This window comes from Pedobacter sp. 22163 (assembly GCF_052045595.1).
Lineage (GTDB): Bacteria > Bacteroidota > Bacteroidia > Sphingobacteriales > Sphingobacteriaceae > Pedobacter.
The window spans coordinates 68,520-92,277 of record NZ_JBQEPM010000007.1 but is presented as its reverse complement, the minus strand read 5'-3'; the positions used below and the strand labels follow the sequence as shown (position 1 = coordinate 92,277).

Here is a 23,758-nt window from a genome sequence, read left to right as displayed (position 1 = left end):
TGCCCGCTGTGTTTCCGTGGCAAAAAAATGCTTAGTGAGGTGCTAAGACCAGATAAGATTTTTTTGAAGAATAGTGTCTGTATTTCATAGCCAGGGCTCTGTCCTGCTGTTTGTTACAATCCTTTTGGGAAATAGTTGATGAAACAATGAATCCAATACCCAAAAGGGATTTTCAATCCATCAGGTCTATTTTTTGGGTACAGCAGACAAAACATTGGGTATGATCACCGAAAAAATGCGGGATAAATGGCAGCTGTGTACGCCTATTTAGTTTCCGTGCCCTCTGTGTTTCCGTGGCAAAAAAATGCTTAACAATATGCTAAGGACAGTTGGTAATTCTCCTTGAGTTGTCACGCTGAGCGAGTCGAAGAGCCTTTACAACATCCATCCCCAGCGATAAAGAATTAAACTTCGGTTTTAGCGTCTCGCCAAGACCAGTAATAGTATTAATCTTTGTTTATCCTTTTTATCTGTGGTTCATAAAAACTTTATCTGTGTTTCATAAAAACGAAAAAGTCGTGGCAAATACCACGACCTCTAATTTATCACTTTAAGGTGAAAAAGCCTTACCTTAAAACCTTCTGCCTTATCCCAGTTTATCCAGTTCTGTTTTTACAAAACTTGCCAGTTCTTTTACATATTCCGCACTGAAATCAAATTTAATTCCTGCGGTTTCATATATTTCGTTCATTGGTTTGGTATAACCTAATGAAAGTGCAGCCAAATACTGCTCCAAAGCCTTTTCTGGATTTTCTTTATAGTTTTTCCAAACGGCAATGGCACCTAACTGAGCAATTGCATACTCAATGTAATAAAAAGGAACTTCGAATAAATGCAGTTGTTTTTGCCAGCCATTTCCAAATTGTTGTTCTAAATCTGTCCAATCGGCAAAACCAGCGCCAAAACGGTTAAAAATCTGCTTAAAAGTTTCTTCACGGTCAGCCGCAGTATGGTCCGGATTGGTGTAAATCCAGTGCTGAAACTGATCAATTACAGCAACCCATGGTAAAGTTTTCAAAACATCGGCCAACTGTTCTTTTTTAGCACGGTTTAAATCTTCTTCGTTATCGAAATAAACATCCCAGTTATCCATAGAGATCAATTCCATACTCATCGATGCGAGTTCTGCAACTTCAGAAGGACAATGTTTAAAATCGTTTAATTCTAAATCTGCGGTTAAAAAAGTATGTACCGCATGCCCACCTTCGTGAACCATTGTGGTTAAATCGCGCAACGAATTTGCCGAATTCATGAAGATAAACGGGGCTCCGGTTTCGGCCAATGGGTAATTGTAACCACCCGGCGCTTTACCTTTTCTGCTCTCTACATCAAAAAGGTTATTGGCTTTCATGGTTGCCAATTTTGAGCCTAACTTTTCATCAATGGCATTAAAGCAGGCAATACTTTTATCAATCAGTTCTTCGCCGTTATTAAAAGGCTTCAAGGCTGGTTTGCCACTAATGCTTACTTCTAAATCCCAAGGCTTTAATACATCTAGTCCTAAAGCTTCACGGCGTTTTTCAGCCTGCTCTTTTAAAATCGGTACGATTTCTTTTTCAATAGCATTGGCAAAATCGTAACAGTCTTGTGGGGTATAATCGAAACGGCCCAAAGCCTGAAACATGTAATCGCGGTAGTTTTCAAAACCCGCATTCAAAGCAACCTGATTGCGCAGTTTAATCAGCTCATCAAACAAGATGTTTAAATTATCTTTATTAACCAGGCGGCGTTGTTGGATCGTTTTCCATGCATTTTCGCGTACCTCGCGGTTTAAATCTTTGATAAAGATCGAGGCTTGCTCCAAAGTATATTCCTGACCATTTAGCTCAACACTCATGGCGCCTGTAACACTCTGGTATTTTTGTTGTTTCACCTGTAATTCGGTAAACAGTTCAATATTTTCATCACGGTAAAGCTCTAATGCTTTTTTTATCGCACGGCTGTAAACGAAATATTTTTCTTTGTCCAGGTCATCCATAAAAGGACTTTCAACAAATTTTTTGTTCAGTTCGTTGGCTAATGGAGAAATTTTTGGTTCTATTTCGGTAGCAAAATATTGAAAGTTTTTAACCAGTTCTTCATTTGCAGTATCGCAACTCATTTTAATATATCTCCAGGCAAAATCTTCTTCTAAAGCAGCTTCAAGCTCCGAGCGGTCTTTTAACCAGTGTTCTAACTCAGCGGTGCTGGTTATTTCGCGGTTTTGCAATTCGGTAAAAAGTGGTTCTAAATTTTCCCAGGTAATGTTTAGCACCTGCGGGATATATGTTCTAGGTTTCTTAGTTATCATAATAGTTAATTATTGAATGTTGGAATGATTGAAGGAGTGAATGGTTTAAGGCGTAATGCTATATTCTCTCATTCAACATTCAATCATTCTCTCATTCGGCCTTTACTCATTTATTTATGTTATTGAATGTTGGAAGGATTGAATTAGAGAATGATGGAATTAGTGAATGTTAAACATTCTATCATTTAATCATTCGGCCTTCACTCATTTTATTTATGTCTCAAATACGCATCTATTAAAAAGCATATCGCAAATACTACCGATGCATAACCATTTAAGGTTTGGAACGCCCTGTTTACTTTGCTGATATCATTTGGTTTTACCAGCAAGTGCTGATAAATCAACATCGAACAGAAAAACACAATACCTACGTAATAAACCCAGCTAAAGGATGTAAAAAACACAGGTAAAATAACACAGGTAGCCGAGAGTATATGCAACAGCACCGAAACATTCAAAGCATTTTTAATGCCAAGTGCCGATGGGATGGAGTGTAATTTTTCTTCCCGGTCAAATTCTTCGTCCTGTAATGCGTATATAATATCAAATCCACTTACCCAGAACAATACGGTTAAGGAATAAAGCACAGGAACCAGGGCAAAATGTCCGGTTACGGCGATGTAGGCACCAATAGGAGCAAGCGCCAGGCCTAAGCCCAATACCAAATGACAAAGCGCCGTAAATCTTTTGGTGTAGCTATAAAACAAAACTACAAACAAAGCTACTGGCGACAGATAGAAACAAAGTGGGTTAATAAAGTAAGTGGTAATGGCGAAAAGGACACAATTAGCGATTATGAAAATCAACGCTTCATTTGCCGAAACTTTACCTGCAGGGATATCGCGCATTTTGGTGCGTGGATTTTTTGCGTCAATATTTCTATCCAGATACCGGTTAAAAGCCATGGCCGAATTCCTGGCAAAAACCATACAAAGTAAAACCAAAATCAGCTTATACCATGAAAATGGGTTTTCTGTTGTAGTTACGCCCAAAAAGAAACCAATCATGGCAAATGGTAGCGCAAAAACAGAGTGGGCGAATAATACGAGTGAAAAGTATTTTTTCATTTTTTTTTAGAACTCATTAATTTCCCGTAGGGGATGATTACACAGATTATTTGATTACACAGATTTTTAATGTTAAACAGAAAATTGTGGGCTGTGAACTGAAAACCGGTTAAAACTTCTTATAATCTGTTGGTACAACAAAATCTTTATTCACCTCATAAATGAAATTCAGCACTTCATCTTTTCCGGTTCCTTTTTCGGCAGAGGAAATAAAGGTGGCAGGGATCTCTTCGAAAAACTCACCTAATTTTTTCTTAAAGGCAGCTACATTTTTCTGGGTAGTTGTCATGCCCTGTTTATCAGCCTTGGTAAAAATTAACGAAAAAGGTATCTGTTTTTCACCTAACCAATAGCAAAATTCTATATCAATTCCCTGTGGCTCTAAACGGCTGTCTATCAAAACAAAAACACATTGTAAACTTTCTCTTTTGGTTATATAGGCGCGGATAAACTTCTCCCATTTCTCTCTGCTGGTTTTAGAAACCTTGGCATAGCCATACCCTGGTAAATCGACAATGTACCAGGCTTCGTTAATCAGAAAGTGATTAATTAACTGTGTTTTTCCCGGGCGTTGAGAGGTTTTTGCTAATCCATGTTGATTAACCAACATATTGATTAATGAAGATTTACCCACGTTAGAGCGGCCAATAAATGCATATTCGGGCATAGTTGGTGCCGGTAGTGCCGAAATCTGGGTGTTGCTGCAAACAAATGTTGCCGTTTTGATAATCATAATGCAAAGGTAGGGTTTTGAGTCCGAAGTCCGAAGTCGGAAGTCCGAAGTACAAATTGCTCATCTTTTTAAATCTCATTTTTGACACTACACTGAATACTTAGCCTCAAAGACTTCGGACTTCGGACTAAAGACTCCCGACTTTTATCTATCTTTGCCACATATCATGAATCAGAATATCACTCCATACCAAGTAGAAGATGCAACCAAAAAGGAGCAGGTTGCAACCATGTTTAACAATATTTCGGGTACTTACGATTTTTTAAACCATTTTCTTTCTCTAGGGATAGATGTATTATGGCGTAAGAAAGCCATTAAAGAACTGGTTTCCATCCACCCGAGAACTTTGCTTGATGTGGCTACAGGAACTGGCGATTTTGCCTTTGAAGCCATTAAAAAGCTTCATCCCGAAAAGGTAATTGGCATTGATATTTCTGAAGGTATGTTAGAAGTAGCCAAGAAGAAAATTAACGAGCGTAGTTTAAACGAAGTTTTTACCGTTCAGGTAGGCGATTCTGAGGGACTACATTTCGAAAATGATACTTTTGATGCGATTACCTGCGCTTATGGCGTGCGTAATTTCGAAAACCTCGAAAAGGGATTAACCGATATGTACAGGGTATTAAAGCCCAGCGGGAAAATGGTGATACTGGAATTTTCGAAACCAAAGGTTTTTCCGGTAAAACAATTGTATAGTTTTTATTTTAAACAGGTTACGCCTTTCTTTGGAAAACTATTTTCTAAAGACCACAGAGCCTATACTTATTTGCCAGAATCGGTAGCAGCTTTTCCTGACGGAGAAGATTTTACCAGCCTGATGGAAAAAGTTGGCTTTAAAAGTACCAAACAAAGAATTTTAACGTTTGGAATTAGTTCGATATATGTAGGAACAAAATGATCAGAAAATTAAGCCTCATTCTTTCGTTTTTTATTATTTCAACAACCGCCTTTGCTCAAAATTGGGGTGGTGGAATAGATGATGAAGATTGGAGTTTTGGTTTTAATTTCCAGTACATCTCAGCCGAATACAAAATTCTTAAAAAGCAAAATTGGCGATCGCCTTTTTATGAGGTGCCAAATTCGCTGGATCCTTCCTACGATCCGAATTCGGGCATTCCGGTTACCTCAACATTAAATTCCATTTCAAGCCCACCATCACAAGGTTTTGGATTGGGTTTTGTAATGAACAGAATGATCTCTGATAACTTCGATATCAGGGCAACGCCCTCCCTTATTTTTAGCGATAGGATAGTAACTTACGAGTATGAACCTATGGCGCCAATCAATGTAGGCAATGGGCAAACGAAAAACTTTCAAACCGTGGTTGAAAGAAAAGTTCAGGCAACCATGTTCGAATTTCCATTAGGCCTGAAGGTGAAGTCGAACCGGATGAACAATTTTAGGGTATATTGGTTAGGCGGCGCTAAATATTCAATAGATATAGCTTCGAAAAAGAAAACTTTCGATGAAGGTGAAACAGCAGTAAATAAGTTGTTAAAAAATCAAAGGAACTACCTGTCGTACGAAACAGGTATTGGTTTCGATATTTATTTCGAGTATTTTAAAATGTCGCCCGAAATAAAACTCTCGTATTCGACCAATGATTTGCTTCAGCACGACAATACGGTTTATGCCAATCCAATAGATAAGTTGAAATTACGTCAATTAACATTCAGTTTGATTTTTCAATAGTCCTGCAATCCAAAAAAACTTACCTTTGTTGGTGTAGGTAAATCAAAGATGTTATCTTAAAGAATTACCGAAACTTAAAATTCATAAAAATGTCTAAAATCGCATTAATTACAGGCGCAACTTCTGGTATTGGCGAAGCTTGTGCACATACATTTGCCCAACAAGGTTACAATCTGGTATTATTGGCCCGCAGAGAAGACCGGTTGGCAAAAATTGCCCATCATTTAGAAGACAAGTATGCCATTACCATCAAACAGGTTTTTGCCGATGTTCGCGATAAAGAAAGTCTTGCCACTGCTTTAGAAGTATTGCCGGCAGAATGGAAGAAGGTTGATGTTTTGATTAATAATGCGGGCTTAAGCCAGGGTTTAGATCCAATTGATAAAGGCGATACCGACGATTGGGATACCATGATTGATACGAATGTAAAAGGTTTGCTTTATGTAACCAAAATTGTTTCCAACTGGATGATACCAAACCAATCAGGCCATATTATTAACATTGGTTCTATTGCCGGAAAAGAAGTTTATCCAAATGGAAACGTATATTGTGCCAGCAAACATGCTGTTGATGCATTGAGTAAAGGGATGCGCATCGATTTATTACCCTATGGAATAAAGGTTACCGAAATTAATCCGGGTATGGTAGAAACCGAATTTTCGGTGGTGCGCTTTAAAGGTGATGAAGATCGCGCGAAAAAGGTATACGAAAACCTGGAGCCATTAATTGCCGGCGATATTGCAGATGCCATTTGGTATGTGGTAAGCAGGCCAAAACATGTTAACATTAACGACATGCTGATTATGCCTGCCGCACAGGCTACAGCAACAATTATAAATAGAACCCCCTAGCCCCCTGAAAGGGAAATTAATACTGGGAGGAAATAACAATTTATTTTTTTATTTTAAACTAATGAAAGGAAAGCCCCCTTGGGGGTTTGGGGTTAAAAATGATATCAAACACAATAGATCAGGAAATAAAAAAAGCCATGTTGGCTAAAAACAATGCGCAGTTAAGAGGTTTAAGAGCAATAAAGGCAGCTTTACTTTTAGCTAAAACAGAAAAAGGATCTTCAGAAGAAATTACGGAAGAAACTGAACTTAAAATTCTTCAGAAACTGATTAAACAACGCCGCGAATCAGCTGATATTTACAAGCAACAAAATCGCGAAGATTTGTATCAGGTAGAAGAAGAAGAAATTGAAGTGATCAGTCAGTTTTTGCCAAAACAGTTAGATAGGGCAGAGGTTGCTGCAATTATCGAGGCTGTAATCAAACAATCTGGTGCTACATCGGTTAAAGATATGGGGAAGGTAATGGGCATGGCAAATAAGGAACTTGCAGGGAAAGCTGATGGTAAATTAATTGCTGAGATTGTTAAAGAAAAACTAGCTTAATTGAGGTAGAGGGCATAAAGGCGTAAGGCAGAAGGTTAACAACCGCTGGCCGCTCATCGCTCTGCGCAATGCAAATAACGTTTTTATACCGTTTTCGGTTTTATTTCAGAAAAATGGCATAGAAATGCATAAATTTAATTTTACTCTACTAACTTAGTAGCACAATACCATCTAGAATATATATGACCTACCCGATAATAGAAGAAGACGGATTTAAATACATCGAAGCTGGAACAGGCGAAACACTGGTATTGCTACATGGCCTAATGGGCGAACTAAGCAATTGGGAACTGGTTATAGAACAGTTTAAAGATCGCTATCGTGTAATTATTCCAATCTTACCAATTTACGATTTGCCCATTTTAACATTGGGCGTAAAAGCATTGTCGAGATATCTTCATCGCTTTTTAAAATATAAAAATTTAAACCAGGTAGTACTTGTTGGTAATTCGCTTGGTGGCCATGTGGGTTTGGTATTTACAGTTGCCCATCAGGAGTTTGTTAAAGCCCTGGTACTAACAGGGAGTTCTGGTTTATACGAAAATGCTTTTGGTGGATCTTTCCCACGGAGAGAGAGCTACGATTACATTAAGGAAAAAGTAGAGTTTACTTTTTACGATCCTGCAACTGCAACCAAAGAACTGGTTGATGATGTTTTTAAAACGGTTAATGATAGATCGAGGGTTATCAGGATTTTAACCATGGCAAAATCGGCAATACGCCACAACATGGCTAAAGAACTGTCGAAAATTACCATACCGGTTTCTTTAATCTGGGGTAAAAATGATAAGGTTACACCACCAGAAGTGGCAGAAGAATTTCATGAATTGTTGCCGAATTCGGAATTAAACTGGGTTGATAAATGTGGGCATGCGCCTATGATGGAACATCCGGAAATATTTAATGCATTTTTAGAGAAATTTTTAGATAGAATATTGTTAAAATAAATGTTTGCAGCAGAAATCATATCAGATGCAATTCCATCACTAAGGACCGATGACACGGTGCAGAAAGCTTTAGATCGTATGAATGATTTTAAACTAAAGCATTTGCCGGTTGTTAACGAGGTAACTTTATTGGGTTTGGTTTCTGAAGATGATTTAATAAATATTGATAATCACGATACACTTTTAAGCGATAGTGCGGTAAACATACTTAATGTTTTCGTGTTGAGTAACGTACATACTTATGATGTAATCAGGTTATTGAGTCAGTTAAAATTGACAGCCGTTCCGGTTTTGGATCAACAGAAAAATTACCTGGGTTCAATTTCAATCAATAACATGGTAAATGCCGTGGCCGAACAGTATGCGGTAAATGAACCTGGAGGAATTATCGTATTGGAGATCAGTAACCGCGATAATTCTCTGGCACATATTGCACAGATTGTCGAAGCCGATAATGCACAGGTACTCTCTTCTTATGTGAATTCTTTCGAAAATTCTACACGTTTAGAAGTAACGCTCAAAGTAAACAAAACAGAAATTACTTCATTGGTAGCTTCTTTCGAAAGATATGATTATCTGGTTAAAGAGGTATACAATAACACACAGATTGATGATGGGTCGCAGGAGCGTTACGATTCTTTCATGAACTATTTAAATGTATAAACCTACTTATGAGGATTGCAATTTACGGGAGAGATTTTAATGATACGGTTTTGCCCTACGTTCAAGAGGTTTTTAATCATTTAGCCGAGCATCATATCCAGCCGGTTTTATATTCAAAATTTAAAACATCCCTTCATGGCAAAATTAAGTTGCCTGCCAATACAGTTATTTTTCATAACCATAGCGAACTAAAAGAACTTGCTGATGTATTGTTGAGCTTAGGAGGCGATGGTACCTTACTCGATACCTTATCGTTAATCCGCAATTCGGGCATACCCGTAATCGGAATCAATTTTGGCCGGTTGGGGTTTCTGGCCAGTATCAACAAAAATGAAATAGGATCGGCGCTAAAAGCCTTAATTAACGGAGAATATACCTTAGATTCCCGTTCTCTTTTAACCTTAGAATCGGATAATGGCCTGTTTGGAGAAGAGAATTTTGCACTGAATGATATTACCATTCACCGCCGCGATAATTCTGCCATGATGATTATCCATGCCTCAATGAATAATGAGTTTATTAATTCTTATTGGGCCGATGGATTGATTATTGCCACCCCGACGGGATCAACCGCTTACTCATTAAGCTGCGGTGGCCCTATTATTTATCCCGATTCTGAAAATTTTGTAATTACACCCATTGCACCACATAACTTAAATGTAAGGCCAGTGGTTGTACCAGATGATAATAAACTCTCTTTTGAGGTAGAAGCACGCGAATCGAAATTTCTGGTTTCTTGTGATAGCCGAACGGTCACCGTAGAGCGTTCAGTAAAAATTAGTATAAGAAAGGCCGATTTTTGCGTAAATCTTATCCGCCTTAACAATGAAACCTACTTAAACACGTTAAGAAATAAATTATTATGGGGCATTGATACCCGTAACTACTAAGTATGACGCCAACCAAACTCCTATTAATTATCCTCTTTTTTATCTTTAGCGGACAGATTCTTCGTGCGCAAGAAGGCACCTGGGAAGTTGGACTAATGGGTGGGGGAGCAGGTTACATGGGCGATCTCAATCAAAATAATCCATTGCAGATTAGCGGACTTTCTGGCGGTGCTTATGTAAAGCGGAACTTTAACCAATATTTGGGCGTTCGCTTAAATTATACTTACGGGCAGGTTAAGGCCGATGATGCTAATTCTAGTAATGAGCAGTTCCGTGAAAGAAACCTCCGTTTTAAAACATCAATGCACGAATTTAGCGGCTTAATTGATTTTAATTTTTTTAACTTTAATATAGGTGGCGGAACCAGACAATTTACGCCTTACCTTTTTACTGGCATTGGTTTAGTTGCTTTTAAACCTACAGTAAAAATTGATGGGGAAAGATACCGGTTAGATCGACTCAGAACCGAAGGGCAGGAAAATGGTTACAACAATGCTGTTTTAACCATTCCATATGGATTAGGGCTAAGGTATAATTACAAAAGCACCTGGAGTGTTTTTACCGAACTCGGTTACCGGACACCACTTACCGATTATATTGATGATGTGAGCGGCCGCTATCCGGTTAATCCCGTAATCGTTGGAAATGGCCAAAATCAGGTCAATTTATCCGATCCTTCACGCTACCAAATCGGACAAGCGGGTACCCAAAGAGGCGATTTTCGAAAAAGGGACACTTATCTATTTGTTAGTGTTGGCATATCTTTTACCTTTGTATCCTCAAAATGCTATTCCTTTTAAGCTGATTTTGACATAATTAATGGGATTTAAAGAACAAATAGACTATAGCCGCCTGCCAAAGCACATTGCCGTAATCATGGATGGTAATGGAAGATGGGCAAAAGGCCAGGGTAAAGTGCGGGTTTTCGGACATGAACAAGGTGTACTTTCTGTAAAAGACATTGTAGAAGGTTGTGTTGAAGTAGGTATTGAGTACCTTACTTTATATGCTTTTTCTACAGAAAATTGGAACAGGCCCAAAGAAGAGGTAGATGCATTGATGCAGATTCTGATTTCTACCATCAACAAAGAAACCGAAACACTTAATAAAAACAATATTAAGCTGAATGCCATTGGCAATATTGCATCTTTACCTCAAGAATGTATAGATGATTTAAAAGAAGCCATGGAAAAGACTGCCCATAACGAAAAATGTACTTTAACATTAGCGTTGAGCTATAGTGCAAAGTGGGAGATTTTGGAGGCTGCCAAAAAAATCGCATCGGCTGTGAAAGATAATACCATTTCTTTGGATGATATAAACGAAGACCTGTTTTCGTCAAAACTAACAACCGTAAATATACCCGATCCAGAATTGATGATCAGAACAAGTGGGGAGCACCGTATCAGCAATTATCTGCTTTGGCAAATGGCTTATACCGAGTTTTATTTTACTGATGTTTTATGGCCGGATTTCAGACGAGAAGATCTTTTCGAGGCTATTGTAGACTATCAAAAACGCGAACGCCGTTTTGGTAAAATTAGTGAACAATTAAACTAATTTTTCTTTTAACACTTTTTAACAAGCGTTTAAACTAACTTAGCACCACTTTTATACGATAAATGAAACCAAAATAAGGGAACAACGTAAAGAAATTTTGCTTTATAAAATATCGTTACCTTTTGGCCATTACTGAACAAATAATTTTAATGAAAAGAATATTTCAAGTTTTAATCCTACTAGTTTTAGCCACTCCGGCCTTCGCTCAAGTACGTCCACAAGGTCAGGCACCGGTAACCCCTTCTTTAAAGGTTGGTGGCTTAGATCTCGATTATTTTAGTCCAAAAGAATATATCATCGGTGGTACCACGGTAACAGGAACCCAATATTTAGATAAAGAAGTATTAATTACCTTATCTAAACTAACTAAAGGCGATAAAATCGTGCTTCCTGGCGAGGCAACTTCTGATGCGATTAAAACGCTTTGGGCGCAGGGATTGTTTGATGATGTTAAACTTAATATCGAAAAGTTTGTTCAGGATTCGGTTTATTTTGAAATTGAAGTAGTGGAGCGCCCGCGTTTAAGCTCAATCGATTTAAAAGGTATCCGTAAATCTGAAAAAACAGCCATTCAGGAAAAGTTAAATGATAAAACAGGTAAAATCGTAAACGATAACTTATACAACACCACCTCAGCCATTGTTAAAAAATACTTATTGGATAAGGGCTTTTTCTTTACCCAGATCGATTACAAAACTCGTAAAGATCCGAATGCAGAAAACAGTGTGGTACTAGAAGCAAATATTAATAAAGGTCACCGTGTTAAAGTACAGCATATCGATTTTACCGGGAACAAAGATTTTAAATCAGCAAAACTTAGAAAATACCTTAAAACCCCTAAACAATTTGCCTGGTGGCGCTTTTGGGGCTCTGGAAAATTCGCAAAAGAGAAATACGAAGAGAACAAGGTAAAAATGATTGCCAAAATGCACGAGAAAGGATATCGTGATGCCGAATTATTAAAGGATACCATTTACCAGCACAACAAGAAAAAGGTTAACATCAGGATGGACCTTTATGAAGGAAAAAAATATTACTTCGGTAATATTACCTGGGCAGGTAATGCCATCTATCCGGATAGTATTTTGCAAAAAGTATTAACCATCGAAAAAGGTGATGTTTTTAGCGAAGAAAAATTAAATAAAAAATTAAATGGCGGCGGCGAAAACGGTGGCGACATTAATAGTATGTATACCGATAATGGATATTTAACTTTTAATATCGATCCGGTACAGACCAAAATTTATGGCGATACTGTTGATGTGGAATTACGCATGTACGAAGGACCACAGTATACCAACAACCGCATTACTTTAAAAGGTAATACCATCACAAACGATAAAGTTGTTTTACGTGAGATCCGTACGAAACCGGGACAGAAATTTAACAAAAGTGATTTAATCCGTACCATCCGCGAAATCGGTCAATTGGGTAACTTCGACGAGTCTAAAACTGTACCTACACCTCGCCCTAACCCGGCAGATGGTACTGTAGATATTGAATATGCTGTAGAAGAGAAACCTTCAGATCAGATTGAGCTATCAGGTGGTTTTGGTGGTGGCCGTATCATTGGTACATTGGGCTTAACCTTCAATAACTTTTCGTTACGTAACTTATTTAATTTAAAAGCTTACAAACCATTGCCAAAAGGTGATGGACAGAAATTAAGTTTACGTGGACAAACCAATGGTAAATATTACCAATCATATAGTTTCTCTTTCTCTCAACCTTGGTTTGGTGGCGAGAAACCGGTAAGTTTTGGTGTGAGTGCATTTACCTCATTACAATCTAATGGATTAAGTTCAGATAATGCGCAGTTTCAAAAAATACGTTTAAATGGTGTAACGGTTAGTTTGGGTAGAAGATTAAACTGGCCAGATAACTATTTCCAGTTAAGCCATGCCGTTAGTGTACAACAGTACATCCTAAATAACTATTCAGGATATTTATTCAATACGGGTACATCTTACAACATAAGCTTATCACAGGAGATTAGCCGCGATTCAAGAGATTCTCCTATCTTCCCTAAATCTGGATCGTTCTTACGTTTCACCGTTCAGGCAACGCCTCCATTTTCATTGTTAAATAAAACAAATTATGCAACGGCATCAGATAGGGAGAAATATCGCTTTACTGAATATCATAAATGGAAATTCGATTCACAATGGTACCAACGTGTAGCCGGAAACCTGGTAATCAAAGCTCAGGCGCAGTTTGGTTTCTTGGGGCAATATAACAAAGCAGTTGGGCAATCAGCATTCGAGCGTTTCAAATTGGGAGGCGATGGTATGCAGGGATTCGATTTCTTACAGGGATCTGAGCTGATTGCAATGCGTGGCTACGCAAACAATGCGGTTATTCCGAATGGCTCTGATCCAAGTGTAGCACAACAATCAGGTAGCCCAATTTATACCAAATACGTAATAGAGGCACGTTACCCGGTTATTGCAAGCCAACAAGCCACAGCCTTCGTTTTGGCCTTTGCTGAGGGTGGTAATACCTGGAACAGGTTTAGTGATTTCAATCCATTTAATATTAGAAGATCAGTTGGTGTTGGTGCAAGGATCTTCCTTCCTATATTTGGTTTGTTGGGTATTGATTATGGACATGCATTTGATACCATACCTGGACTATCAGACGGAGGAAAGCAAAACTTTACTTTTAGTATCGCACAACAATTAGGTGGATTTTAATTGATAAAGAACAAAAAATTAACTAATTATGCAATAAATCATTGCAATAGGAGTTTAAAGAAAGCTTAGGTTATTAATTATCATTAACACACACACAAATGAAAAAATATCTTTTTATCGCATTCCTGCTTTGCACTTCTTTCGGTGCCTTTGCGCAGAAGTTTGCTTATGTAGACACGGAGTATATTTTGAAACATTTACCAGAATATAAATCGGCACTAAGTCAATTAGATGTCGCCTCTAAACAATGGCAGCAACAGGTAGATCAGAATTTTTCTGAAATAGACAGGATGTACAAGGCTTATCAGGCCGATCAGGTTTTGTTAACCGATGATATGCGCAAGCGCCGTGAAAACGAGATCATAGAAAAGGAAAAACAGGCTAAAGAGTTTCAACGTTCTAAGTTTGGGCCGGATGGGGATCTTTTTCAAAGCAGGGTAAAATTAATTAAACCCATTCAGGATAAAGTAGCCGAGGCTATTAAACAGATTGCAAAATCTAAATATTTAGACTTCATTTTCGACAAGAGCAGTGAAGCAACAATGATGATTTATGCAAGCAGCAGTTACGATGTTAGTAATGACGTAATTGTAAAATTAGGTTATAAACCAGGGACTGTAAATAATTAGTATATTCGCCCCTGATTTTTGAGGAAAAACAATTAGAAAAAAATAAAAAAGTAAAATAAAACGATGAGAAAGTTAATTAACGTATTCTTTGTAGCAGCAGGGTTATTGTTTACAGCGAATATGGCAAGTGCACAACAAAAATTGGGTCACATTAATTCTGAAGAGGTATTTGCAAATTTACCAGAGGCTAAATCAGCTCAAACTACTTTAGAAACCTTAGGTAAGCAAAAGCAAGCCGATATTGATGCAATGATCAAAGAATATCAAAGTAAAATGGCTGCAGCAGAAGCTAAGCAAAAAACTTTGAGTGAGGCTAACAAAGAAACAGTGGGTAAAGAATTACAGGCTGCGGGTCAAGAATTACAGGATTTAGAAAAACGCATTACTGATGCGCGTACTAAAGCTTCGCAAGATATAGGTACTAAACAAGGTGAATTATTCCAACCTATCCAGGCTAAAGTTGCAACTGCAATTTCTGCTGTAGCTAAAGAAAAAGGTTTAGCTTACGTTTTCGATATCGCAAACGGACAAGGTGGTAATAATTTAGTTTTCTGGGATGGTGGCGATGATATTACTGCTTCGGTAAAAACTAAATTAGGAATCACTGCAACTGCTGCAAAACCAGCGGCACCTAAAAAGTAGTCTTTTAATAATCTTGAGTCGTCAGTCTCAAGTCGGAAAATAAAAAAAGCGGAATTAAGTTAACTTAGTTCCGCTTTTTTTATTTAGGCTTTTTGTCATGCTGTCCCGAAGTTTCGGGATCAGCATTTTTGATGTCTAACTTCAGCGCAGCAGATCCTGAAACAAGTTCAGAAAGACGATCGTTTTAAAGATTAACTTTTCAATATTTATCTATAACTTTCCAACACAATGCAGCGTACATCTCCAATAGGTATTTTCGATTCAGGTTACGGTGGTTTAACAGTTTTCCGGTCTATTGCCGATAAATTGCCCGATTACAATTATATCTATTTGGGCGATAATGCCCGTTCGCCCTATGGCGACCATTCTTTCGAGACCATTTATAAATATACTTTAGAATGCGTAGAATGGCTTTTTGCTAAAGGATGCCATTTGGTTATTCTGGCCTGTAATACGGCGTCAGCTAAAGCGCTTAGAACGATCCAGCAAATAGATCTTCCTGCTAAGTATCCCGATAGAAGAGTGCTTGGCGTAATCAGGCCCACAGCTGAGGTAATTGATGGTTATACGAGTACTAAATCGGTAGGTGTGATGGGAACCAGAGGTACAGTTAATTCTCAATCTTATCTTTTAGAGATCAATAAATTTTTTCCTGAGATTAAGGTTTACCAGCAAAGCTGTCCGATGTGGGTTCCGCTGATCGAAAATAACGAACATTTACAATCAGGTGCAGACTTTTTTATAAATGAGTATTGCGATCAATTACTTAACCAATCGGCAGCTATCGATTGTGTGCTATTGGCTTGTACACACTACCCTTTGTTAATGCCTAAACTGAAGAAGGTATTCCCCGACCATATAAGCGTTTTAACGCAAGGCGAAATTGTATCCAACAGTTTAGCTGATTATTTAAAGCGACATCCTGAGATCGAAGAAAAATTAGCTAAACAGGGCGAAAGACATTTCTATACCAGCGGAGATCCTGCAGCTTTTGATGAACACGCCTCGATATTCTTTGGAGAAGCGCTGAAATCGGATAGAATGATCGTCTAACGGTAAACTGAATTTTGGTTAATCGGTTAATTGTTTGAATTGGTTAACTGAAAATCGCGGATTGAAAATTGTTAATTATCGAGCCACGTCCTGCTGAACTTGTTTCAGCATCTCTTTCTGACAACTTAAAATTGCAAATTGTTAACTAAACAGAATTATTAGCAGATGTAATCATCCCAATAAAAACAACGATAAATGTTTTGTTGATCCAGCTAACCAAATTTTAACATTTGGGCTGTAATGAAGATATTCTTTCGCAAACCTATGCGTTTTTAAAACAGGCATGAATGTATTTTAAGACCATTCTTGAATAGGTGCGCTTCGTACTTGCTGGCGGACAGCATCGGCCCTGACTCACCGAAGAAAGTCCCAAAGAAGCGCCTGGCTCTACCTTTTAGGTAACCAAAAGGTAAAGAAAAGGTAACCTAAGGGTTAACCTGGGGTTAACTTGGTATAGAGAAAGGGTAAACAACAGGTACAGGAAGGGTAAGCAATTTTGTGGCCTATACCGAATGTCGTTTAATTGCCTCCAAATGCCCACTGAACACTCCGAGCTAAATTACTGTGGCAATTGCGCTACCCTGGTAAGCACCGTAGGAGAAGATAATGCTTCTAAAAAAGCAACAACTGCATCTTTTTCTGCAATACTCAATTTTAATCCTTTTAATAACTTATCGTTTTTAGGTAGTAAAGGATCGTTTACCTGTTCAGGTTTCACCCGTTGTACCGGCATGCCCACATTGTACATGTTCATTACGCCATCCATATCAGGGAATAAACCGTTATGAAACCAGGGAGCCGTTTTCATAACGTTTCTCAGTCCGGGGGTTTTGAACTTGCCTACGTCTTCTGGTTTCTTGGTTACATTGTATAAGCCTAAATCTTCATATTTACGGCCATAATAGGTTAGGCCATCGTTATGGAATTCGTTATCGGTAAAAAATGGTCCATTATGGCAATTGATGCAGCGTGCTTTGGTGCGGAATAAATGTAAGCCGACTAATTGTTGATCGGTCAATGCTTTTTTATCTTTAGCCAGGAAACGGTCGAAAGGGGTTCTTCTGCTTACAATGCTACGTTGAAAAGTAGCCAGACTTTCGAAAATCCTTTTATTGGTAATTTCTTTTGAACCAAATGCAGCCGTGAAAAAAGGTTGATAACCTTTAATTTTACTGAGTTTTTTAGGTAAAACTTTCATGTCCTGGTGCATCTCGTTATGTGCCGCCACCGGACTGCCGGCCTGCTCCTCTAAACTGTTTGCCCTGCCATCCCAAAACAGGCGTTTGTAAAACCAAACATTCTCTAGTGAAGGTGCGTTTCTGATATTGGTTAAATGATCGTGACCAACCGAAACCTGACGGCCATCTGTCCAATGTAAATCTGGTGCATGGCAACTTGAACAAGAAATCTGGTTCGAACCTGACAGACGCGGATCGAAAAACAAAATTTTACCCAACTCTACTACATTTTTTACCGAATCGTTTTTTAAATCAACAGGAGAGGGTGGGAGTTCGCCTAATTCCTGAAAAACAGCATCTTTATCAACCGTTGGTTTCGGCCATTGATCGGTAGGTTTCGAATAAACTTTGCGCAGGCTATCAATACTCAGTTCGTCATCGTCGTTAAAATCGGCCGATTGAAAAGAAAATAGGATTAATCCGGTAAGGGCAAGAGCAAGAAGGGCAAAAATTTTATTCATGGGTTAAAAATAGAGGTTTAGGGCTAAATTGAAATCAAAATAATTTTTGCCCGGGATGAAGGTTGCATCTAAATTTGATGTTGGCGTTCCTAAGTTTCTGCAATAGGTAGATTTAAAAGAAACTCCTGTTCGGAATTTATTGATTAGTTTTTCTGTAGAATAATTAACTAAAAATTGTAATTCACCAACATTGCTGCTCCAGTATAAATAATCTGGATAGGCCACCCCACGTGTAAAAATATTTATCTGAGTCGTTGGAACAATTACATCAGAATTAATTGGAACACGTGCTCCTACAGAAAGTTCAGTTGATAAAAAATCACCTTTTAACTTATTCCAATATATCGTTCCGCCAATTTGTGGATTTATATAGCGATATTGTAAAGTGTGGCTAGCCGCGGCATCTTTCTGATAAAAATCCTTATAATTTGCTTTAGCAAACCAGGCGACGGCATTGTTATTAAATTGTGGTTTAAAATGACTGTAACTTAAACTAACATCAGCTACTTTTAAGGTATAGTTTCTTGCACTTAAACGCACCAGATTATCATCGCCAGTGTTCTGACTTGCTTCAATTGAAATTTGATGATTGGTTTTATTAATCCTTTTGTTCAAGACTAGATTTATTTTATAAGTTTCTAACTGATACGTTCCGAAATCCTGATCGTTTATGGAGTTATCTTTAACAAGTTGATTTACTTCTTTAGAAACCAAATAGCTCAACTTTCCATTCATATTCCAATCAGAAAATTTTCCCGAATAATTTAATTTTAGTCCTGTGTAAGTATTTCTCCTTATGAAATTTGTAGTATTGATTTCTAAAAATCCATAACCAAAATTTAAATATGATATTCTGTCAGGGTAAAGTTGTGAGCCTCCGTAATTATCATTTTTATAACCAACCTCGATTTTTTCGTCACCATAACCTGCTATTATTCCTAAACCAATCGTGCTTTTTTTAAGTTTTAATGCTATTTCTGGACTAAAAACTATCTTATATGTTGTTACCAATGACCTTGGATCTACTGATCTAGCGCTAGAATTGTATAGGTAATCTATTCCTGTTCCAATGAAAAGTTTATCCTTTAAAAGGTTATAAGATATTAAACCACCACCCAGGTATTTCTGGCGCTCAAATGTACCTGCTTTACCAGCAATAAAATAATATGGGGTGTGGTTGTCTTCAATTCCTTTTTGACTAAAAGCTAGGCTATCCTGCCAGGTTCTGGTAAATGAGAAATAGCCATAAAGCTTGAAACGATCCATAGTGCTAATCCCCTCTGTAGCAAAAGAGGCTGAACTTGTTTTTTCAGCTTGCTGTGCTTGTCTGAAATGGCCTTTTTGATAATCGTAGTTCAATCCAAAATATGCTGCTTTTTCTATATCAATATTATGGAGTTGAGTAATGCCCCACTTTAAAGATTGGAAATTTTGGTTTGCCTGTTTATTCAAAAAGATGCTATCTGCAGTTGTTAGTTTTTGTGCACAAACAACCGCAGAAAAGAATATGATAAGATTGATTGTTATTAGAAACCTCACTTTTTTTTTTATTTAAAAACGGTTTTTGTTGGATCCGCAATAGTCAGATAATCAAAATCTGCTGTTGAGTTATTGGTGTCTTTTAAAATTCTTCTGCCGCCGGCCGTGGTTGAAGTTTTACGGATTACGGACTGTGATGAATAAGAACCTCCTGCGGTAAAAGTAAAACCGGCATCTACAGCATCAGGAATTCTTTTGGCTGCACGGCTGGCAGTCGTAGTATGTGCAATATCCACACCATCAATGATTAAACTGATTGGTAATTGAAGATACAACTTTGTTGTGCTGGTAATTGTAGTTGACTCAGGATCAGCATATGCTGGTAATGATAATGGATTTGTATTTGTTTTGAAAATAACAATTCCCTCATAACCATTTGCATTCATTACCATATCACTGATATATCCTGTATTAAGAACTTTTAAGTTTGGTACTAAAGGATTGTCTATGTCAGAAGCATACGGGGTATTACCAGCTATATCTCCGTAATAGACTTCAAAATCTGCCTTACTCAGATCAATTGTTAAACTTGGGTCTTTTACCGAATATGCTGTTCCTGTTGGCCCAACGTAAGAGGCTTTGTGATTAAGTGCATTCTGAGCAATGATGATGCTGGTACCTGGTTGCACTGGATATGTTTTACCCGTACCCTGAATCATATATAATGTTTTCAAATACACATAATCGGTATTAGGGTTAGCTACTTTCATATTCAGTGAATTGGCCCAGTTAAATTGCCCATTAGATTGAAAAGCGGGATGTGTTACATCTACGCTTGATACTTTTGTGCTTTTTCCATGCACCATAGAAATGTATAGGCTATCAGCATACAATACTTGATTAGAATTGTTAAATATTTCTATAAATTGATCTCTAAAAACGGCACCATTTGTGGTACTAGAGCCACCATAATAAACCTGTTTAATTACCCAGTTGCCTAGAATTCCTGATTTTAATGTTATGGCTAAAGCCCCATTACTTGCTGTAACATTAGTTTCTAAACTGCCATTAAATACAATATCTTGAGCAATATATGTTCCTGTGAGAGTGGTATAGTCTGCTGCCTTAATGGTTAAGCTTGCTACTGCGCTGTAATTTCCAGGGGTTATGCTTGCAAAAACAACTTTACCATCTTTATCTGCCTTAGCCTTGTTAATGGTGCCATCCATTTTATTAGTTAATGTAATCTCAGTTCCGGTTAAAGATAATCCTAGATCTTTTGTCGCTGCATCAAAGCTTAATTGAAAAGTAGCTTGGACTGGTTGCACTTCATTAAGGGCATTTTTTTTACAAGCTGCCAAAAATATAACCAGGCAGGCTAAGAAGGGAAGTAGGGATTTTTTCATCATGATTAAAATTTAATTGATAATTCTGCTCCAACGCTTGTTGGATATGAATAGGTGGTAACTGAATTGGTATCAGGGTTATAGTATCTATACCTGACATTTAAAAAATTATATGCGTTTACTGATATTCTTAAATTCTGTTTGATTTCTTTTGAAATGCGAATAGACATGTTTACATATGAAAATGGTAGTCTGGTTTTGCTGTTTGCAGCAGATGTTAAGCTTAAATAGCCATAATCGGCGTTATTTCGGTCAAAGGCTGGGATATCATGTTTTACCATATCGATATCGTAATAAGCAATTGGCAGATTGCTGTCTGAAAGTGTTTTACTCACGGTTTGCCACGAAATATCAGCAAGAAGATTAACTACAAAACCCAATTTAGGAATATGTGTAGTTGCACTAAATTTGCTCATTAAATTCCAATTATAATATTCATTGGCTGGGTAAATTCCAAACCAGGCTACTTTCCCTAAATCGATATTTGCCTGACTAGTTGGTATTACCCGCTGAGCAGAATTATGATATAGACTATAATTAAAAGAAGTATTTAGACTAAAGCTGGTTTGAATCGATTCTATTTTTTTAAATGATAATCCCCATTCTAAACCATAATTCTTAGAATCTAAATCGTTACCAACAGTATTAATACCAACATATCGCCTAGTGTAAGCGCCATTTGGAGTTACAATAGGCCTTGCTCCTTGTACATAGGTATAATCGTATTCAGGAAGTACATATGTTTTATAAACTGTATTATCACTAAAGCCATTAAAGTCGTGTTTATAATAACCAAATAAAGAGGTGCTGAAAAGTGGTTTGGTCATTTTAAAGCCTAACTCGAACTGATTAGACTGGCTGGATTTTAAATTACTGTTATCTGCAATGATGCGGTCCGTATAAACAAGAAGAATACTTTCATTGACATATCCGGTGTATTTATTAAGGAGAATCAAATCAATGTAGGTTGGTGCTGGGTAACGATGGGCAAGAGTAGGGCCTTTGGTTGAAATTCCATAAGCAGCGTTAATTTCAATATCATCGCTCAATTTATAGTTTGTACTTAATCTAGGCTGAATATTCCCTTGTGCATTTTGCACATCATACCTTAACCCCAGATTGAAATTTAGATCCTTTTTGAAGAATTTAACTTTGAAATTATCTTGCACGTACGCACCATAATTAATAATATCAGGTAAGCTCTCAAAATCGTATGGCCTATCATTTTGGTAAGCTGTGTTTGCCCACCTTGGTTTTGTTGGATCTACAATAACACCCATACCTGCATTTCTTGAGTAGTAAACATTACCACCTATTGTAATTTGATGTAGTAACTTTCCGGTATAGATTTCATTTGACAATCCGACGTTCCCATTGAAATTTAGCGGCTTACCCGCTATGTTTTCTACAGATAAATAGTTTCCTGGGATAAAATAGCCCTCGTAGATTTCTCCAGAAGTATCCTTATCAGTTATACCTTTAGTGGCGCCATTTAAATATCTTTGGTTGTAAGTTTCTTGATAACCCGAGCTATATCCTAAACTCATACTTAAAGATTTAACAACATTATTGTTGATGTTGAGGGAGGCTCGATTGCTTACACTTAAATTTCTAGCCTTTGAATAGGTTCTAATTTCAAATCCATCATCAGGGTCAATTTTTACATTATCAATTTTATAACTATAATCAATTGATAATGTATTTTTTAATCCTTTAAGTAGATAGCTTGTCCACATTATATTACCGCTTAAGCGATCGTATACTTTGGTTTTATCACTTGGATTTTCATTGGAATTAAGGTAATTAGTGCTGAGGTTTAAGGCTCCCCATCTTTTGTTGAGTTTATATCCCTTAGAAAGAGAGAAGTTGGTTGAGCCACCATTAATTCTCGTACTGAACTGGTATGGCGTTTTTCCTGCTTGCCTGTTAATAATTATAGCGCCATCAGTTAAATCCCCATATTTAGCAGGTGCGACCCCTTGTATTACTTCGACGCTTTCAATATTGTCAACTGGGATGTCTCTTAAATCTAAACCACCAAATGGGGTGTCAAAACTTCCATACGGTACACTGTTAATTGTAGAGCCAACTCCCCACTTGCTAACATTTTTATTTTGCATATTAGCATTGTTCGATTGCTGAATATCATCTATAATAATAGCAATGCCTAAAGAGTTGCTCAACGATTGTATTCCAGTGGCCTCACTGCGTAAAGTAATTGTTTGTGGGTTCTGTAAATCTGGAGCAACTAATTTTTTGCTAGGTAAATTGTTTAATACATCAGCTAAACTAAATGCTTGTGCCTGTTCAAGTGCCTGTCTATCAAAAACAATAGATGAATTGGAGTTTTGGGTTTTTCTTACTTGGTTTATTTCAACATCTTTTAATGTAAGGCTTAAATCCTGCATTTTGAAAATTAAAGAAGAGACTGCGTTTGCAAATGGAAGTTTAGTTTCGATGGTTTTTTTACCAACATAACTTATTTTAAATTCGAAATCGGTTAGCTGAGTTTTTGATGGAATTGTAAAGCTGAAATTGCCTAATGTATCCGTATAGGCATATCTTTGAATATTGGTAAGATTAACAACAGCAAATGGTATTGACTGATTTTTTTCATCGACAACTTTACCCCTTAATATAACATTTTGCGCCAATGCAGCCGATGCATATCCGCACACTATAAAAACAATTAAAAACTTTAAAAACTTTCCCAAACGTTGTAATCTTAATTAGACTAATTCTAATGATTCTGCAAAGATGGGTTTTTAACGGTTTTTAACAAAATTATTTAGACCAATTCTAGATAATTTAATATTTGTAGCCTAATTCTTACAATTGTGTGTTGTTTTAGTTGAAAATCAAATTAACCCCCTTGTGACAAAAGAAAACATTTTTCTTTAGGTTGTAACAAGTTAAAAG

At 37.3% G+C, this 23,758-nt stretch carries 20 protein-coding genes; 13 read left to right on the top strand and 7 right to left on the bottom strand.

The window, feature by feature from the left end; all coding sequences use genetic code 11:
- Positions 1-586: 586 nt before the first annotated feature.
- The 3 genes from ACTJKN_RS18475 to yihA all read right to left on the bottom strand — a co-directional run bounded on the left by ACTJKN_RS18475 (position 587) and on the right by yihA (position 4,090).
- Positions 587-2,290, bottom strand: a complete 1,704-nt coding sequence (locus ACTJKN_RS18475) for a M3 family oligoendopeptidase (RefSeq protein WP_440827220.1) — start codon at positions 2,288-2,290, stop codon at positions 587-589.
- Between the two features lie 209 nt (positions 2,291-2,499).
- Positions 2,500-3,357 carry a UbiA-like polyprenyltransferase gene (locus tag ACTJKN_RS18470; RefSeq protein WP_440827219.1) on the bottom strand — a complete coding sequence of 286 codons (858 nt, stop codon included), beginning with the start codon at positions 3,355-3,357 and terminating at the stop codon, positions 2,500-2,502.
- A gap of 109 nt (positions 3,358-3,466) precedes the next feature.
- Positions 3,467-4,090: a ribosome biogenesis GTP-binding protein YihA/YsxC gene (gene yihA / locus ACTJKN_RS18465; protein WP_029274081.1), complete on the bottom strand. Its 624-nt coding sequence runs from the start codon at positions 4,088-4,090 to the stop codon at positions 3,467-3,469.
- 166 nt (positions 4,091-4,256) lie between these two features.
- Here yihA and ubiE point away from each other — a divergent pair, with 166 nt between their 5' ends.
- The 13 genes from ubiE to murI all read left to right on the top strand — a co-directional run bounded on the left by ubiE (position 4,257) and on the right by murI (position 16,255).
- Positions 4,257-4,988, top strand: coding sequence for a bifunctional demethylmenaquinone methyltransferase/2-methoxy-6-polyprenyl-1,4-benzoquinol methylase UbiE (ubiE, locus tag ACTJKN_RS18460; RefSeq protein WP_440827218.1), 732 nt, complete (start codon positions 4,257-4,259; stop codon positions 4,986-4,988).
- On the top strand, positions 4,985-5,782 hold the full coding sequence (locus tag ACTJKN_RS18455; protein WP_440827217.1) for an outer membrane beta-barrel protein: 798 nt from the start codon (positions 4,985-4,987) through the stop codon (positions 5,780-5,782). Before ubiE ends, ACTJKN_RS18455 begins: the two co-directional genes overlap by 4 nt.
- Before the next feature lie 89 nt (positions 5,783-5,871).
- Complete coding sequence (locus tag ACTJKN_RS18450; protein ID WP_440827216.1) at positions 5,872-6,633, top strand: SDR family oxidoreductase; 762 nt, start codon at positions 5,872-5,874, stop codon at positions 6,631-6,633.
- Between the two features lie 98 nt (positions 6,634-6,731).
- Positions 6,732-7,178, top strand: coding sequence for a GatB/YqeY domain-containing protein (locus tag ACTJKN_RS18445; RefSeq protein ID WP_057932770.1), 447 nt, complete (start codon positions 6,732-6,734; stop codon positions 7,176-7,178).
- A gap of 182 nt (positions 7,179-7,360) precedes the next feature.
- Positions 7,361-8,125, top strand: coding sequence for an alpha/beta fold hydrolase (locus tag ACTJKN_RS18440; protein WP_057932771.1), 765 nt, complete (start codon positions 7,361-7,363; stop codon positions 8,123-8,125).
- A complete protein-coding gene (locus ACTJKN_RS18435) occupies positions 8,126-8,788 on the top strand; it encodes a CBS domain-containing protein (protein WP_440827215.1) in 663 nt (220 codons plus the stop codon).
- An 8-nt stretch (positions 8,789-8,796) separates the two neighbouring features.
- On the top strand, positions 8,797-9,678 hold the full coding sequence (locus ACTJKN_RS18430) for an NAD kinase (RefSeq protein WP_440827214.1): 882 nt from the start codon (positions 8,797-8,799) through the stop codon (positions 9,676-9,678).
- A gap of 2 nt (positions 9,679-9,680) precedes the next feature.
- The gene (locus ACTJKN_RS18425; protein WP_440827213.1) at positions 9,681-10,478 is read left to right on the top strand and encodes a DUF6089 family protein; all 798 of its coding nucleotides are present in this window, start codon (positions 9,681-9,683) and stop codon (positions 10,476-10,478) included.
- A gap of 19 nt (positions 10,479-10,497) precedes the next feature.
- Positions 10,498-11,238: an isoprenyl transferase gene (locus ACTJKN_RS18420; protein WP_029274091.1), complete on the top strand. Its 741-nt coding sequence runs from the start codon at positions 10,498-10,500 to the stop codon at positions 11,236-11,238.
- Between the two features lie 149 nt (positions 11,239-11,387).
- Entirely contained in the window at positions 11,388-13,931 is a 2,544-nt protein-coding gene (gene bamA, locus ACTJKN_RS18415; protein WP_440827212.1) for an outer membrane protein assembly factor BamA, read from the top strand.
- A gap of 98 nt (positions 13,932-14,029) precedes the next feature.
- Entirely contained in the window at positions 14,030-14,560 is a 531-nt protein-coding gene (locus ACTJKN_RS18410) for an OmpH family outer membrane protein (protein WP_121283542.1), read from the top strand.
- Positions 14,561-14,623: 63 nt separating this feature from the next.
- The gene (locus ACTJKN_RS18405) at positions 14,624-15,202 is read left to right on the top strand and encodes an OmpH family outer membrane protein (RefSeq protein ID WP_230146501.1); all 579 of its coding nucleotides are present in this window, start codon (positions 14,624-14,626) and stop codon (positions 15,200-15,202) included.
- A 228-nt stretch (positions 15,203-15,430) separates the two neighbouring features.
- Positions 15,431-16,255 (top strand): glutamate racemase, encoded by an 825-nt coding sequence (murI, locus tag ACTJKN_RS18400; protein WP_440827211.1) that lies wholly within the window; start codon positions 15,431-15,433, stop codon positions 16,253-16,255.
- A 559-nt stretch (positions 16,256-16,814) separates the two neighbouring features.
- Here the strand turns inward: murI and ACTJKN_RS18395 are convergent.
- Genes ACTJKN_RS18395 through ACTJKN_RS18380 form a run of 4 tightly spaced genes read right to left on the bottom strand, consistent with a single transcriptional unit; the run spans position 16,815 to position 23,553 of the window.
- Positions 16,815-17,954 carry a cytochrome-c peroxidase gene (locus ACTJKN_RS18395; RefSeq protein WP_440827210.1) on the bottom strand — a complete coding sequence of 380 codons (1,140 nt, stop codon included), beginning with the start codon at positions 17,952-17,954 and terminating at the stop codon, positions 16,815-16,817.
- Between the two features lie 3 nt (positions 17,955-17,957).
- Entirely contained in the window at positions 17,958-19,493 is a 1,536-nt protein-coding gene (locus ACTJKN_RS18390; protein ID WP_440827209.1) for a DUF6850 family outer membrane beta-barrel protein, read from the bottom strand.
- Between the two features lie 8 nt (positions 19,494-19,501).
- Positions 19,502-20,842 carry a DUF4876 domain-containing protein gene (locus ACTJKN_RS18385; RefSeq protein WP_440827208.1) on the bottom strand — a complete coding sequence of 447 codons (1,341 nt, stop codon included), beginning with the start codon at positions 20,840-20,842 and terminating at the stop codon, positions 19,502-19,504.
- A gap of 2 nt (positions 20,843-20,844) precedes the next feature.
- Entirely contained in the window at positions 20,845-23,553 is a 2,709-nt protein-coding gene (locus ACTJKN_RS18380; protein ID WP_440827207.1) for a TonB-dependent receptor, read from the bottom strand.
- Positions 23,554-23,758: the final 205 nt, after the last annotated feature.